Origin of the sequence: Lactobacillus sp. B3795 (assembly GCF_026535805.1) — a bacterium.
In the GTDB taxonomy this organism is placed as follows: domain Bacteria; phylum Bacillota; class Bacilli; order Lactobacillales; family Lactobacillaceae; genus Apilactobacillus; species Apilactobacillus kunkeei_C.
This window is the reverse complement of record NZ_JAFNPE010000015.1, coordinates 149,949-165,835: the sequence shown is the minus strand read 5'-3', so window position 1 is coordinate 165,835 and position 15,887 is coordinate 149,949. Positions and strand designations below refer to the sequence as shown.

Genomic DNA, 15,887 nt, shown 5'->3' with positions numbered 1-15,887 from the left:
TTTTATAAAAATTAAGCGATTAAGGGGTGATATAAATGTTGAATCTTTACGTAGCACCAAGTAGTGCATCCAGTCGTAAAGCTAGAGCCTGGTTAAAGGGCCACGATATTGCTTTCCGCGAAAGAAATATCAATTCTAACCCATTGAATGCGGACGAAGTAAAACAAATCTTACGTCTTACTGAAAATGGGAGCGAAGACATCATTTCAACAAGATCCAAAATTTTCAAAAAGCTAAACATCGATTTTGATAGCTTGTCACTATCAGACTTGGTAGATTTAGTTGTCAAGTATCCAGACCTTATCAAACGTCCTATTGTGTTTGATGACAAACGTTTGGAAGTTGGGTACAATGAGGAAGAAATTCGTCGTTTCTTACCCCGTTCCATTCGTGAAACTGAACTAAAAGAATTAGAATCACAGTTGGAAGCTTAATATTTTAGAGTGACGGCATTACTTTGTAATGTCGTTTTTTTATTCACTCAAAAGGAGTCACATTATGATAAAAATGATTGCGCTGGATCTAGACAATACACTATTGAATTCAGCCAAAGAAATTAGTGATGAAAATGTTTCAACACTACAAAAATTACATAAAAAGGGAATCGCCGTTGTCCTATGTACCGGTCGCCCGATTAATGCGGTCTGGCCATATGTAAAACAACTTGGTCTAACCGAGGCAAATGATTACACCATCACATTCAATGGTGGCATGGTGATTCGAAATCACGATCAAAAGGTGCTAAACCAAAAGGGACTAACCCTAGCAGATTTTTCCTTAATTCATCAATACGCATTTGATAACGACTTACCATTGGACATTCTAGACTTTGAAAAGGTCTACGAATTAACCGATTTGGTTAAATCAACCTATAAGGAAGTCTTGAATTCACCACTTGAATTCGTTCCAATTGATTTCAAGGAATTAGAGAACAAACCATACAGTAAGGCCATCATGTCAGAACAAATTGCGGCATTGGATAATGCACGTGCTAATTTTCCAGCAGAAATTACTGACCATTATAAAATCGTCCGTTCTCAGCCCAAAATCATGGAATTTTTGCCATTAAACATGAGTAAGGCTTACGGTTTAAATATTTTGTTAAAGCACTTAGGATTGGATTTTTCCAACCTGATGGCATTTGGTGATGCGGAAAATGATTACGAAATGATTGAAGCTGCCAATGTCGGTGTTGCGATGGGCAACGCCTCCGATGAAATCAAGGAGATTGCCACAGATGTTACTGTCGATCACGATGACGATGGGGTAGCGGTATTTCTACACAAATACTTTAATGAATAAATAAAAAAGGACTTAAACGAGAAGTTTAAGTCCTTTTTGTTTACTTGTTGTTTGCGAATAAGTAGTTCAAGTATTCCATAAATGTCTTTAGGTAACGCTTTTCATCTACTTGGATAGCAACACTAGCAGTAGGATTTGGATCGTCTAGGTGAGCAGTATCACCGGTAGTACGTCCGTAGTTTAATTCACCAGTGTGAACCAATAGGTCTAGGTCCAATGTTTGGACGAAGCTTGGGTCACAAGCAACACCAACGGCTAATGGGTCGTGTAGTGAACAACCACCTAGGTGTGGGTACATTTCAGCGTAAATATCGATGTAGTAGTCAACGATATCAGCGAACTTTTCACCTGCAACAGTGCCTAAGTCACGCCATTGTTGAGTTTCTTTTTTAGTTAGAAGAGTTCTTAATGTAACGTCTAGACCAACCATAGTATCGTGTAGTGGGCTTCTGAATACTTCGTTGGCAGCAGTAGCATCTTGGTTGATGTTTGCTTCGGCAGCATCAGAAACATTACCAGGAACAGTCAAAGCACCACCCATTAGAGTAACGTTACCGATTAAGTCGGCAATTGATGGGTCCTTACGTAATGCTAAGGCTAGGTTGGTAAGTGGACCAGTAGGGATGATTGTTAAATCCTTACCGTACTTGTGAGCGGCTTCGATGATGAAGTCGACACCTGATTGTTCTTCCACTTGGCGGCTACTTGCTGGTAATTCAACTTCACCAACACCGTTAACACCATGAATATGAGCTGAAACTTCCATTACTTCGAAACTGTCAGTTTCTAGTGAATGTGGTTCACCTTCAAATACTGGTACGTCAGTAGCACCTAATAGGTCTAGAATTTCTAGTGAGTTCTTAGCGGCTTGTTCTACCAATACGTTTCCGTATGAGTTCACAACACCTACTAAATCGGCGTTAGGGGCAGCGACAGCATAGGCGATAGCCATTGCGTCATCGACACCTGTATCAACGTCTAAGATAATTTTTTGCTTTGCCATAATGAAAAACCCTCCCAATATTAATTCCCCTCACGGATCTTTGCCCGTGAACATTTTTCATTAACTTTAATTATATGGGCTTTCCATCCAAAATAAAAGGGGATACTAAGAAGTTTTTAAGGAAATGACATATAAATACGAACAAATTTAACGAAAATGAGAAATTTGTTAATAAAAAAATCTCGACTTCTAAACGAAATCGAGATTTTGGTTGCTAGTTTCTAAATAGGAATTCAGCAATTGTTTTATCCAATGTTGGGTTTTCGTGCAACATTGAATGTTCAGCAGAAATTGGATCTCCACGGTATAGGTAGAATGTGTAGCTCTTAACGTAAGGCTTAACTAGTTTACCCATTGGTTTAACGATATCCACGGCTTCTTCACCATCAGTACCAACGTTGTAGATTTCTCCTGCGATGTTAAAAATCTTTAAGTTACGTGGTAAGTTCTTAGCACGTTTATCACCAGCAGGGTAGTCGTTGGCGATACTTACGAACTTGTTAATCTTAGGAGCTTCCTTTTGGTTAGGGTTTCTAACCATATATTCGTAGGCGATTTGACCACCTGATGAATGTCCTAAGAAGTTAACTGATTTAATGTGGTAAGTCTTGTATAGGTAAGTCATCACATTCTTCATTTGTTTAGCTTCTTTGATTGGGTGAGTGTTGTCTTCAAAGATTAATTGAACTAATGGGTTGTCAGCTGAAATCTTCTTGACATATTTCTTCATGGTAGTAACCTTACCATTGCTAGAAATATGAATACGAAGAGCACGCTTAGCAATGCCATGATCGTTGAATTGATTAATGAAGTCATCGGTTGAAACGGCGTTACCACCATAACCGGGGATGAAGATAGTTGCAGTTCTTGTCTTGTCTACCTTCACATCATTTAGGACACGACCTCTAAAAATCCATGAGGTAGTGATGAATAGGGCAATTGCTTCAATAATCAAAACAATCCCAATGATAATTTTTCTGCGTTTGCTGTGCATAATTGTTCTTCCTTTGCTAAAGTATAATTATAAGATACATAATATATTAAATAACACCAAAATAAAAGGAGTTAAAATAAAATGTCAGATGAAATCTATGATATTACGATAATTGGAGGAGGTCCCGTTGGAATGTTTGCCGGTTTTTATGCCGGACTACGTACCGCCAAATTCCAAATCATCGAAAGTCTTTCAGAACTAGGGGGACAAGTAAATGCATTATATCCAGAAAAAACGATTCTAGATATCCCAGCCTATCCTGCGATTTCAGGTCGTGATTTAGTGGCTAACTTGAAGAAACAACTTGCCACCATGGATGGTGACATTAAGTTGAATCAAACAGTAGTCAACGTTGAAAAAATTGACGACGTTTTTAAGGTTACCACAAATAAGGGAATTACCAAAACTAAAGCCATCATTATTGCGGTTGGTAACGGGGCATTTAACCCACGTAAACTAAGCGCTGATGGTGTCGAAACAATCTCAGACCAACAACTAGTATACACCGCTTCGGACTTAGATGCCTTTAAAAATAAAAAAGTTTTAGTCGCAGGTGGTGGTGATTCAGCAATCGATCAAGCACTAATGCTAGAAGATATTGCCGATGAAGTCTACTTATTGCATCGTCGAAACGAGTTTAGAGGGCTAGAACACACCGTTAACCTATTGAAGCAATCAAGCGTCAAACTATTGACTCCTTACTTAATTAAGTCATTAGAAAACGTGGACAATAACCAAGTTAGAGTCCACGCTAAGAAGATGAAGACAGATGATGAATTCATCGATATTGATGTTGATAAGATTCTAGTAAATTACGGTTTCATTTCTAACAATAAAGACATGCAAGGCTGGAATGTAGATATCGAAGAAGACCACCATGCCACAAAGGTTGATGGCAATCTTCAAACTAATATCAAGAACATTTACGCCGTGGGTGACCAAGCCAAATACGATGGTAAACAAACTATCATCGCGACTGGATTCGGTGAAGTTCCAATCACAATCAATGCGATTATGAACGACCTATACCCAGGCAATCGAGCACCAATTCACAGTACTCAATTATCATAAAAAACTATTTTTTCTTAGCATCCTTTGATGGGGTGCTATTTTTTTTGACCGTCTTTTCAAGGCTTTGAACTTCCTTAGTCAAAGCTTGAATTTGTTTGGTTAATTGATCGATTTTATCGTCTGTTTCGTCCTTATCACCATGGGTGAAGAAGTCGGTAATCGTAGAGGTCAACAAACCAATAAAACCAATTCCACCGAACATTAGGAATGCGGCAATTAGCTTTCCACCAGCGGTTTGCGGCGAAATATCACCATAACCAACGGTAGTGGCGGTTGTAATTGCCCACCATAATGAGGTGGATAAATCATGTTGTTCGAAGTGTGAGTAAATCAAAGCACTGAAGATTAAAATCACGATACTGATTGAGAATAGGTAGATAAAACCAGTGTCGTAAATGAAACGGTGGATTCCACCGGTCACTTTTCCGTCCCAACCAAACTTCCAAAATAGGTTGTAGTGACGGACGATTCTAATCACACGGTATAGACGAAATACCACGAAGATCGGATGGGCTGGAATTAATGAAATTAAGTCCAACGATGTTTCTAATAAGAATTGCTTGTGGTTCTTGGCCAATAGAAAGCCGGATATGTAATCAATAATGTAAAAGATCCAGATACCATAGTAAATATTTCCTAAAATACCATGATAGATGTTGATAACGCCGAAGTAGTCTAGACCGACCATCACAACGGATGCGACGGCGATAAAAATAATAAACAGACTATAAATCAATTCGACGGTTTTATTTTTAAATTGTTTCATTATTTCAACTCACTTTTTCTCTATCTCTTAATCCAATTATAATCATTTTACCTTTAAGTTAGTTTAAAGCAAATAAAAAACGACCAATCTTTCAATTGGTCGTTTTCTTTTAGTTATCTTCGTTGTTGTTCTTGGAGATTCGAGATGATCCACCTGAATGGTTTAATTCTGGTGCATCGGTCTTGTATAGGGATTGAGTGGATTTCTTCTTTAGCTTGTCATACAAACTAGTAGATTTCTTACCCAATTCTGTTTCAGCCCCAAGTTCCTTTTGGAAACCATCTTGGTAATTGTAATCCTTAGGATTTACCGGAGTGAATCCGCTAGGGGTGTAGAAACGAAGTAAGTTTTGTTCGTTCAATTCATCAGAGAATGATAACTCAGTGTTAACACGAGCTTGCATCTTATTGAAGACTTTTCTTTGATGAGGGGTAGGGTGAATTACCTTACCGGTCTTGTTGCTGTAAATAGTACCACTGATGGATGTGTACTTAGTACTTACCCAATCACGGTTTCTAAATGCAACGACAGTGTCATGTTTCTTGGAGAATAAGTCGGTTCCAAATTGAATGTATTGCTTGGTGTTGACACCCAATAGGTGAAGTAGAGTAGGCAAGACATCGATTTCACCACCGTAGGTTTTGTCGATGTAACCATTCTTCATGCCAGGGATGTTAAACATCAATGGAACACGTTGTAGTTGTGCGTTATCAAAGTCAGTCCAGTCATTAGGGTTCTTACCCAATGCTCTAGCAAGGCTTAGGTTTTCTGAGTTAGAAATACCATAGTGGTCACCATATAGCATGATGATTGAATTCTTCAATAATCCTGATTTTTGTAGGTATGCGTAGAATTCTTGGATGGCTTGATCTAGGTAATGAGCAGTCTTGAAGTAGTTATCAACCTTGGTATCACCGGTGTTAGTAGTCTTAAAGTTACTGTCTTCGCTATCGATTGAGTAAGGGAAGTGGTTAGTAACAGTGATGTACTTGGCGTAGAAAGGTTGTTGTAATCTTTCAAGGTACTTAACGGAATCTCTGAATAATAGCTTATCCTTCAAACCGTAACCAAGTGCTTTATCGCCGGAAGTATCGTAGTAGCTTTCGTCGAAGAAGTATTGGTAACCCATGTTCTTGTAAACATTGTTTCTGTTCCAGAAACTAGCAACGTTTCCGTGGAATACTGCTGAAGTGTATCCCTTATCTTGTTTCAAAATAGCAGGAGCTGCTTGGAAGACGTTGTCACTTCCGAATTGGGTAAACATTGAACCTTGAGGTAATCCATAGGTACTGGTTTCTAGCATGTTTTCAGCGTCGGATGTCTTTCCTTGTCCCACTTGGTGGAAGAAGTTAGAAAAGGCAATTGTTGACTTACTATGGTAGAGACTGTTCAAGAATGGAGTGACTTCTTGGCCGTTGACCTTTTTATCGATTAGGAATTGTTGGAAACTTTCCAAGTGAATGATAATTACGTTTCTACCCTTGGCTAATCCAAACATCGATCTTTCAGGGGCGGCGTAATGCTTGTTGATGAACTTTCGCACGTCATTCATTTCTGACTTGGTAGCCATTGCACGCAAGTCCTTAGTGTGTTGAGTGGAGATGGCGTCATAGACTGTAAATGAATCAACGCCAAGATACTTAACGATGTATGTACGGTCGAAAGTTCTAGTTAGAAGTTGTGGTCTGGCCATTTCACCAAATGATAGGTTGGCGGTGAATATTAACACGGCAACCGAAGTAATGGCGAATGCGCCCTTACCACCGAACTTCTTGTTATCGATGCGAATTACTCTAAATAATAGTAGAAGTAATACTAAAACGATATCTAACCAGTAGAAGACATCATGTGGCATGGTAAGTGCAAGTGATGATCCGCTAAGTCCTTGGTTAACCTTTGAGTAACCGGTCATGGTACTTACTGTCATGAAGTCGGTAAATTCACGGTAATAAATAACGTTTAAATATAGTAGTAAAGTGTTTAACCCATCGATCAATAGGATAATAGGGTAAAATAATCGACTTGATTTAATGTACATTGCAAGTCCAAACAAAAGCATGGTAGTTGCGATTGGATTGATGAATGCTATGAAGTATTCAAACGGATTTGCAAGTCCTAATTGGAAATCAGTGAAATATGCGTATATAGTTTTAGCCCAAAATAAAACAACTAGTAGAATGAAGAATCCAAACCTAGTGGACATTTTAGAGCGCAGATAATTTATCGCTTTCAAAATGAAGAGCTCCTTTGATATAATTCATACTTAATATTAACAGACCGAAGTCAAAAAGGCATGTTTTTTTCGTGTCATAAAAACATCACCACAATATGTGGCAAAATAAAAAATATCTATCACCATATATAGTTGCAAAATTATGCAAATGTTGTAAAATAAAGTTAAATCAGTAGGAGGATGACGGCATTGCTAAAAGGTAATACTAAAAAATTAAATGTTCAGTTAAGTGATGGACAAATAATTGAATTCATGCCAGAGATGGTCCATAGTGACTTGCTAGCTTTGACTAGTAACCAAGAGATTATCAATCGTACTGAAAGATTAATCTTAGTCCAATTGAGTTCCTACACTATCATTAAACTACACGAACTACAAATGATAATTTATAAGACGCTAGATAAGTTGCGCTACCACAAGATTGCGTCTAAATACTATAATACTGAATTAAGTTAGGCAGAATGTTGTCTAACTTTTTTTATTAGTGATATTCTATTATTACCAGTTAAAAAAGGGGATGAATGTTATCACATTTAATCTATACGTTGTCCGTCACGGACAAACATACTTTAACATTTACAATCGTTTGCAAGGGTGGAGTAATTCACCTTTGACCGATAAAGGAATTACGGGTGCAAAAAAGACTGCTGATAAGCTAGCCAATACCCATTTTGCGGCAGCTTATTGCAGTGACACCACCAGAGCCATGCATACCGCAAAGATCATCTTAGATGGTAACAAGGCCGATTCAGTCAAAGAACCAACCATTTCTAAATACCTAAGAGAAGAATTCTACGGATACTACGAAGGAAATGATATGGATCAAACCTGGTACGTTGCTGGAGCACCTCATGGTTTGCCAACATTCAAAGACATTGTTACCAAGTATTCAATCGGTAAAGCTAAGGACTTCTTAAAGGAATCCGATCCTTTCCATCAAGCTGAAAGCAACGAAGAATACTGGAAACGTTGGGACCAAGGATTAGACCTAATCAGAAATGATAAGAACATCCACGATGGCGATAACGTCCTATTAATTAGTCACGGAAACGCGGTATTGAGTTTGGTTGAACGTTTTGGTGAAGGTAAATACGACGTCACTGAACGCCCAGCTAATGGCAGTCTTACTAAGATGGAAGTAAGCGACAATCAAGTTAAGATTACAGATTACAACGTTCAATAAAAGAATATAAAAAAAGACGATTACATTTTGTAATCGTCTTTTTTGGATTTTAAGAGATGAAATTAAGCTACTCGACCGTAAGCTACTACGTGCCACCATGGAGCATGGATGCTTTCACGGATAACACCACGGTTTTGAGCATCAATCATTTTGCCTCCACCGATGTACATACCAACGTGGTAAATGCTATTCTTTGATGAACCAATGAATACTAGATCACCTTTTTGAAGTTGCTTCTTACCAACTTTTTTAGAGTAGTGGTATTGTTGTTGCGCAGTTCTAGGTAAATTAACACCTAGACCGTGTCTGTATATGTATTTTGTAAAACCAGAACAATCAAAAGTACGTGAACCTTCTGAACCGTAAACGTAACGGTCACCTAATTTTGACTTAGCAACACTGTATACTGAAGTAAATTGGGTATTAGTATCAGCGTGGGCTGTGTTGTTGTTACTTGCAGCGGCACCTGCAAATAGTAGTGAAGTAAACGCGACTGCGGTTATAGCAATTTTAGTAATCATTTTTTTCATCTCTCAAAATCCTCTCTCTTATAAAAAATCTCTCTCGTTTTTTTCTCTATCTCAATATATTTCATATGATAAGGGATTAATATTTCAAGAATGTAACAAAGTAGTTTCAAATTAATTAAAACTTTGCAATTTTAATGTAATCTTTATAATTTTAGTGTTTAATATTTACTGTACCCAATTAAAGTAATGAAAGGGTTCCAAATTTGTGGTAAATTTATTATGTAGATTACACGAAAGGAACCGTTGAAATGTCGGGCTTAAAGAAATTATTTCCCGAAAAAATAGACCTTAATCGTCTAATTTTTAAAATCGGGGAAGTCAGCAAGATGATGGACGTGTCAACACGTCAACTTCGTTACTGGGAACAAAAAGGTTACATTACCTCAATTAGAGACGATAAGAGTAGATCTCGCGTTTTTAATATGGAAAACTTAAATAAAGTAACATTAATTAAGCATTACTTAGATAAGGGATTCACCCTTACAGCTGCCAATGAGACAGCTTCTGAAAACATCGCTAAGATGCGCTATTTAAGAAGGTTTATGATGAATGCCTTTGAAGACGTTGAGACAATCGATGGTCAGCCAGTTGTCAACCTAGGTTACTTTAATGAAGAAAAAACTTCCATATTATATGCCGCAGTTGATGAGAATGACGAAATAAAATATCGTGTTGTCGATATAAAAAAGAAGGATAAATGATGAGAAAAAAGAAAATGAGTTTAACTAAGAAGATTGTCTGGTTAGTTGTAATTGTGATTGTATTATTTGGTGGATATAAGGTTGCAAAGCAAGTGCACAGTACAATCCGAGAAAACCAAATTCAAAAATCTGATCAACAAAGAATTGAAGAAGCACAAGAACAAGCTGCTAAGAAGCGTCATGAGTTTGCCGAAACAATCGCTAAACCAGCCGTTCAAGTATGGAACAAACAACACGTTGTGTTACCAAGTGTTGTGATTGCCCAAGCTATCCAAGAATCTAACTGGGGTCAATCAGAACTATACAAGAAGGCATACAACATCTTCGGTGTGAAGGGAACATACAAGGGAAAATCAATCCAATACTACACTGATGAATACGTAAGTAACGATACACCTGTAGCTAAGGGTGTTAAGGTTGTTCGTGAAGGTGACAAGAAGAAGATTTCAATTCCTGCTACTTTCAGAAAGTACCCAAGCGTCTATGATGCGGTTGAAAACCACAGTACTGTGACAGCACTTAACTTCATTAAGCAAAAAAATGTTATGAGCTATGAACAACAAGCTAAGATGCTACAAAAGAATGGTTACGCAACCGATCCTAACTACGCAAAGAACTTAATTGCATTGATTAAGCAATACAATTTAGCTAAGTACGATGATCAAATTAGTAAATAAAAAATTTAATAGTTAAAACTATATTTTCAAAAATTTATCTTATATAATAGTAGAAAAATAGAAGAGGAGACTTTAGGTGATACCATTATTAAGTAAATTATATGGTCCGTTTTTCGATTTGAATAACTGGCATAACGTAATCTTTTCGGAGGATGCATGGGTTGTTATTTTATCCCTAGTATTAATCGAATGTTTACTGTCAGTTGATAATGCGGTGGTTTTAGCCACGCAGGCTCAAGTTTTACCAACTAAGAAGGAACAAGAAGAATCATTATTCTATGGTCTTTGGGGTTCTTACATCTTTAGATTTATCATTATTGGATTAGGGGTATTTCTAATCCATATCTGGGAATTAAAGGTTGTTGGTGGATTATATCTTTTCTACTTAGTCTATGCGCACTTCGCTCATTCTGACAAACAGAAAAAATCCATGTTCAAGCAATCTGCCAACGAATCCAATCGTAAGCGTTTTTGGATGACAGTATTACAAATTGAATTTATGGATATTGTCTTCTCCGTTGATTCCGTATTAGCTGCTTTAGCAATTTCTGATAATCCAGTGATTGTATTACTAGGTGGATTAATCGGGATCCTATGTATGAGAGGAATTGCCGAAGTCATCATGTTAGTGATGAAGAAGGTACCAGAGTTAAAGACAATGGCATACTTCTTAATCGCAGTGATCGCTTTGAAGCTAATCCTTTCAATTCCAATGATTGATATTGAAATTGAACCACTTCACTTTGGTTTAATCGTATTGGTTACATTTATCGTAACCTTCATCATTCATTTTATTCGCAAAGCAAAGAGGTAATCTAATGGCAACAACAATCACAAGGGAAAATCTTGCACAAGAAACAGATAACAAGATAACCGTCATTGATTTCTGGGCACCATGGTGTGGTCCTTGTAAGATTATGGATCCAGTGCTTGAAGCAATGGAAGAAGAATTCGGTGACCGCATTCACTTTGGTAAGATGAACGTCGACAATAATGAAGACGTAGCAAAACAATACAAGGTGATGGGACTACCAAGCATCGTTTTATTTAAAAATGGTAAGGCAGTCGAAAAGGTGACTGGAGTATATCCAAAGGAAAAGATGGCGCATTATCTAAACCGTAAACTAGAAGAAATGTAAATTTTAGTTGACGGATTAAATCTGTAGTGCTAATCTTAATTTAATCAAATAAAGCAAAACAATTATTCCAAACTAAGTAACGAATTAGCTGGGTGTCAGGAAGTCGGTGGTTGCTGCGAACCGATCAGGCTAATCTCGATGAAATACATTGGATAGTGTCTACCCAAGAACGGCAACTAGAGTCGTTATTTCTAGAGAGTGAGTGACCACTACGTGTGGTTACTAATTTGGGTGGTACCACGGTAAAAATACAAATAAGTCGTCCCTGTTGTTTTAGACAACAGGGACTTTTTTTATGGAAAGAAGACGAGAAGATGAGAATTGCTAACTGCGGAGGATTAATCCGATATCAAAATGAATAAAAGACTACATATATAATAGAAGAAAAAATTAACGTTATTTTGAGGAGAGATATTATGCAAGAAGAAAAGAAACCGACAGTCACTCTGGCTGAGGGAATTATTATTTTAGTTGTAATGATGGCAATTATGTCATTCGGTGTTATTGGTTTAGGAATTTCACCAGAAGTACCAATCCTAACTGGAATTATGCTTTTGGTATTCTGGGGTCGTTTCAAAGGTTTCAAATGGGATGACATCGACGAAGGATTCATCACTGGAATTAAAAATGGAATTGTTCCATTATTTATCTTCCTGTTAATTGGTTCACTAATTGGTGTTTGGATTGCCTCAGGGGTAATTCCTTCGCTAATGGTTTTTGGTTTCCATTTGATTAACATCAACTGGTTTCTACCATCAATCTTTCTAGTATGTGCCTTAGTTGGTACATTCATCGGTAGTGCATTCACCGTTATTTCTACTTTAGGGATTGCTTTCATGGGAATCGGTATCACTATGGGCATGAACCCAGCCATGATTGCAGGTGCCGTTATCTCAGGTGCGGTCTTCGGTGATAAGTCATCACCACTATCCGCAACTGTTAACCTAGCTGCTGCGGTATCAGGCGCCGACTTGATTGCTCACATCAAGAACTTGATGTGGTCAACAATTCCTGCCATGATTGGTTCATTCATCATCTTCGTGTTCTTAAACCACAGTGATGGTAAGGCTAACCTATCAAACGTCGACAAAACAGTAAACGTATTGAACAGCAATTTCCACATTTCATTCTTAGCAATTATTCCAATCGCACTACTACTTATCTGTGCATGGAGTCATATTCCAACAATTCCTACATTATTCATTAACATCATTGTTTCAATCGGATTAATGGGAATCCAAGATCACAAGCTTTCACTACTAAAGATTAACGACCTAATCACTAGTGGTTTCGTATCAAAGACTGGTAACAAGTCAGTTGACCTTCTTCTATCAAGAGGGGGTATCAGTTCAATGATGGGAACTCTAGCATTGATTATGATTGCCTTAGCATTTGGTGGACTATTGATGCACCTAGGTATCATCGATGCCGTTGTTCAACCACTTACTAAGCATCTAAACAGTGACGCTAAGTTAATCATTGCCGTAATCTTTACAGCCATCGGGGTAAACGTCTTCGTTGGTGAACAATTCCTATCAGAAATTCTACCTGCAAACGCATTTAAGAAGGTCTTCCACCAAGCTGGGTTAGCACCAGTTGCACTAAGTCGTGCGATTGAAGATGGTGGTACCGTAATTAACTACTTGATTCCATGGGGTGTTGCCGGAGCATTTATTTCAGCAACATTAGGTGTGCCTGCAAGTCACTTTGCACCATTCCTATTCTTAAGTATCTTGTCACCAGTGTTCTCAATTCTAAGTGCAGTCACAGGAATTGCTATTAAGCACAATAAAGATTAACTAATGTTTAGAATAATTTAATACTATTAAGAAAAAGTTAAAAAGCCTATCATAAAGCGATTTGTGGTAGGTTTTTTGTTTGCGTTTTTTACGTTGCACATCACTTCAAATGAAACATATTTGAGTGGTTTTGAAAAAAATCAAAATTTTTTTGCGAAAATTGATCAAAAAATGCCTATATATTGTACACGATTATTAAAACTAGAAAGCCGTGTTATTAGTCATTTTGTTCATTTATATTTCAACAAGTTACAGTAATGTTACTGTATTACAAACTAAGTAGTGAACGTAACATGTATGTAATACTCATGTAATATTAAGCAGATAGAATATGCATTCGTTGTTGAAAGACAACAAACGCAATTTTTTATTTTTTAATTTTATATAGGAGTGTTTCAGTTATTAGATATAAATTTCATGTTTTATTTCTTGTAATCGCAATCTCGTTCGCGGGATTACTTTCTATTTACCGAAATGCTACTGTAGATACCAACGCGAATACAGTAGTGACTGTGAAGTCTGGCGATACACTAGAAAACTTGTCAGATAAGTACAATGTTTTCATGTCTGTTTTAGAGCATGCTAATGGCAAGTATAGTGATGATGATTTATTAGCTGGCGATCAAATCGTGATTCCAGATAATAATAATGATGCAAAAGACGATAAGAAGGTTCAAAAGCAACACTCGACTAAGTCAAATAAACATCATTCTACTTCTAAGAAACAAAATCAATCACAATCCAGTGCTCAATCAGAATGGAACAAAGCAAATGCCGAAGCAAAGGCATGGATTTCTTTCCATGAATCTACCGATTCATACACCGCACAAAACGGTCGTTACTATGGTAGATATCAATTAGATAGTAGTTACCTTAACGGTGATTACTCACCAGCTAATCAAGAACGTGTCGCAGAACAATATGTTGCTAACCGATATGGTTCTTGGGTAAACGCCAAACAACATTGGGTTGCCAATAACTGGTATTAAAAAGAGACGTTGAAAGTTTTACTTTCAACGCCTTTTTTTTATCCATTTTTTGATCAATTTGGAATTTGTAATCCCTTTTTGAGAAGTTTTTTTGGTACTTTTTTGCCAGATTAGAAACGATTTTAGAATAATTTAAGCTGTATGTAACGTTTAAAATGGCTCAACGACGGGCGTAATGCTACTTTTGATGTCATATTGTTACAGCGTAACGACAATGTTACGAAAAAGCCAAATCTTTTAACGTGCATGATATAGGCATGTAATGGATACGATGTAGTATATATCACAGTTAATCAAATCGATTAACACTTTCGACGATACAGAAATACAGAATTATAGATTTTTATAGGAGTGAATTATTATCGTTAAATTAAATAGTATGAAGTCAATGTTATTTGCTACTGCCGCAGTAGCTGGATTATTTGTAGCTGGTGGTGCTAACGCCAACGCAGATCAAACTGCTAACGCATCTGCACAACAACCACAACAACAAGCTAAGGCAACAGTTAATAAGACTGTGACTGTTCAAAGTGGTGATACTCTATGGGGATTATCACAAAAATACAACGTTTCATTAAGTTCACTTAGAGCAGTTAACAACCGTGTTAACACAGACTTAATCTACGTAGGTGAAAAACTAACTTTACCTTCAAGTGCAACTGTATCTACTGATCAAAACACTGTTGCTTCAACAACAACTAACCAAAGTACTACTAACCAACAATCAGTAGCCCAAACTCAACAACAAGCACAAACACAAACTCAAAGCACAACCAACTACAGTCAACCACAAGCTCAAACACAAAGCTCAAGCAACTACAGTCAATCACAAACTCAAAGCACAACTAACTACAGCCAATCACAAAGCTCAAGCTACACTGGCTCAAACAGTTCTGCTAAGGATTGGATTGCTAACCGTGAATCTGGTGGTTCATACACTGCCTCAAACGGTCAATACTATGGTAAGTACCAACTAGGTGCTGCTATGCTACACGGTGACTACTCAGCTGCTAACCAAGAAAGAGTTGCTGACCAATATGTTGCTGCCCGTTACGGTTCATGGGATAACGCTAAGTCATTCTGGTTACAACACGGTTGGTACTAAGATCTTAGCCGATTTATTCAATCGATATTTATATCTACAAAAAGACGCCTTTACTGGCGTCTTTTTTTATTGCCTGACAAAGCTTTCATGACAGGGTTATTGAATTTGTTTTTATAAAAACATTAAATAATGGCTTGTTATATTTTTTAAGTATGATATATTATAAACAACATAAAAAGAGATTCGCCTTTAAGTATTGACCAGAGAGTCAGACAAGGCCTATGCGTAGAAACTATACGCCATCAGTGTAAACAACAGACATTGAGGGACTTTTCTGACACGGTCAGGGAAGTCCTTTTTTATTATCTTGGTTTCAATTAAGCAACTCCAGAGAGGGTGCATTGGAATATACGCAATCAGACCATTCCAAGCACCCACTCCATCGAGTTGGGTGC

17 protein-coding genes are annotated in these 15,887 nt (G+C 37.3%); 12 read left to right on the top strand and 5 right to left on the bottom strand.

The genetic code is table 11. The features are described 5' to 3' along the window. Positions 1-35 precede the first annotated feature (35 nt). Together spx and J3U50_RS06775 are read left to right on the top strand one after the other, a co-directional pair. Complete coding sequence (gene spx, locus J3U50_RS06780; RefSeq protein ID WP_034534086.1) at positions 36-434, top strand: transcriptional regulator Spx; 399 nt, start codon at positions 36-38, stop codon at positions 432-434. Between the two features lie 64 nt (positions 435-498). Beyond that, positions 499-1,302 carry a Cof-type HAD-IIB family hydrolase gene (locus J3U50_RS06775; protein WP_301945904.1) on the top strand — a complete coding sequence of 268 codons (804 nt, stop codon included), beginning with the start codon at positions 499-501 and terminating at the stop codon, positions 1,300-1,302. Between the two features lie 40 nt (positions 1,303-1,342). Here the strand turns inward: J3U50_RS06775 and J3U50_RS06770 are convergent, their stop codons facing one another. Both J3U50_RS06770 and J3U50_RS06765 read right to left on the bottom strand, forming a co-directional pair. Then, the gene (locus J3U50_RS06770) at positions 1,343-2,305 is read right to left on the bottom strand and encodes a nucleoside hydrolase (protein ID WP_041152831.1); all 963 of its coding nucleotides are present in this window, start codon (positions 2,303-2,305) and stop codon (positions 1,343-1,345) included. Positions 2,306-2,519: 214 nt separating this feature from the next. Next, positions 2,520-3,299, bottom strand: a complete 780-nt coding sequence (locus tag J3U50_RS06765) for an alpha/beta hydrolase (RefSeq protein ID WP_054605332.1) — start codon at positions 3,297-3,299, stop codon at positions 2,520-2,522. An 81-nt stretch (positions 3,300-3,380) separates the two neighbouring features. Between J3U50_RS06765 and J3U50_RS06760 the strand changes: the two genes are divergently transcribed. Continuing rightward, a complete protein-coding gene (locus J3U50_RS06760; RefSeq protein WP_301945903.1) occupies positions 3,381-4,370 on the top strand; it encodes an NAD(P)/FAD-dependent oxidoreductase in 990 nt (329 codons plus the stop codon). Positions 4,371-4,374: 4 nt separating this feature from the next. On the opposite strand, the gene J3U50_RS06755 is transcribed toward J3U50_RS06760, so the two are convergent. After that, positions 4,375-5,136: an ion channel gene (locus J3U50_RS06755; protein WP_301945902.1), complete on the bottom strand. Its 762-nt coding sequence runs from the start codon at positions 5,134-5,136 to the stop codon at positions 4,375-4,377. A 109-nt stretch (positions 5,137-5,245) separates the two neighbouring features. Further along, entirely contained in the window at positions 5,246-7,339 is a 2,094-nt protein-coding gene (locus J3U50_RS06750; protein ID WP_301945901.1) for an LTA synthase family protein, read from the bottom strand. Positions 7,340-7,558: 219 nt separating this feature from the next. Here J3U50_RS06750 and J3U50_RS06745 point away from each other — a divergent pair, with 219 nt between their 5' ends. Further along, positions 7,559-7,825, top strand: coding sequence for a hypothetical protein (locus tag J3U50_RS06745; RefSeq protein WP_034530962.1), 267 nt, complete (start codon positions 7,559-7,561; stop codon positions 7,823-7,825). A gap of 61 nt (positions 7,826-7,886) precedes the next feature. Next, on the top strand, positions 7,887-8,552 hold the full coding sequence (locus J3U50_RS06740; protein WP_301945900.1) for a histidine phosphatase family protein: 666 nt from the start codon (positions 7,887-7,889) through the stop codon (positions 8,550-8,552). Between the two features lie 62 nt (positions 8,553-8,614). Here J3U50_RS06740 and J3U50_RS06735 read toward each other — a convergent pair whose 3' ends face one another. Next, positions 8,615-9,073, bottom strand: coding sequence for a C40 family peptidase (locus J3U50_RS06735; protein ID WP_368042536.1), 459 nt, complete (start codon positions 9,071-9,073; stop codon positions 8,615-8,617). Between the two features lie 257 nt (positions 9,074-9,330). On the opposite strand from J3U50_RS06735, the gene J3U50_RS06730 reads away from it, so the two are divergent. The 7 genes from J3U50_RS06730 (at position 9,331) to J3U50_RS06700 (ending at position 15,492) form a co-directional block, all read left to right on the top strand. Then, a complete protein-coding gene (locus J3U50_RS06730; RefSeq protein WP_054607850.1) occupies positions 9,331-9,783 on the top strand; it encodes a MerR family transcriptional regulator in 453 nt (150 codons plus the stop codon). Beyond that, positions 9,783-10,460 (top strand): glycoside hydrolase family 73 protein, encoded by a 678-nt coding sequence (locus tag J3U50_RS06725; protein WP_054607851.1) that lies wholly within the window; start codon positions 9,783-9,785, stop codon positions 10,458-10,460. Before J3U50_RS06730 ends, J3U50_RS06725 begins: the two co-directional genes overlap by 1 nt. Before the next feature lie 79 nt (positions 10,461-10,539). Then, complete coding sequence (locus J3U50_RS06720; protein WP_034534155.1) at positions 10,540-11,274, top strand: TerC family protein; 735 nt, start codon at positions 10,540-10,542, stop codon at positions 11,272-11,274. A 4-nt stretch (positions 11,275-11,278) separates the two neighbouring features. Then, a complete protein-coding gene (trxA, locus tag J3U50_RS06715; protein ID WP_054607852.1) occupies positions 11,279-11,599 on the top strand; it encodes a thioredoxin in 321 nt (106 codons plus the stop codon). A gap of 416 nt (positions 11,600-12,015) precedes the next feature. After that, positions 12,016-13,398, top strand: coding sequence for a Na+/H+ antiporter NhaC (nhaC, locus tag J3U50_RS06710; protein WP_054607853.1), 1,383 nt, complete (start codon positions 12,016-12,018; stop codon positions 13,396-13,398). A gap of 506 nt (positions 13,399-13,904) precedes the next feature. Beyond that, complete coding sequence (locus J3U50_RS06705; protein WP_054607854.1) at positions 13,905-14,387, top strand: LysM peptidoglycan-binding domain-containing protein; 483 nt, start codon at positions 13,905-13,907, stop codon at positions 14,385-14,387. 379 nt (positions 14,388-14,766) lie between these two features. After that, positions 14,767-15,492: a LysM peptidoglycan-binding domain-containing protein gene (locus tag J3U50_RS06700; RefSeq protein ID WP_301945898.1), complete on the top strand. Its 726-nt coding sequence runs from the start codon at positions 14,767-14,769 to the stop codon at positions 15,490-15,492. The last annotated feature ends 395 nt before the right edge of the window (positions 15,493-15,887 follow it).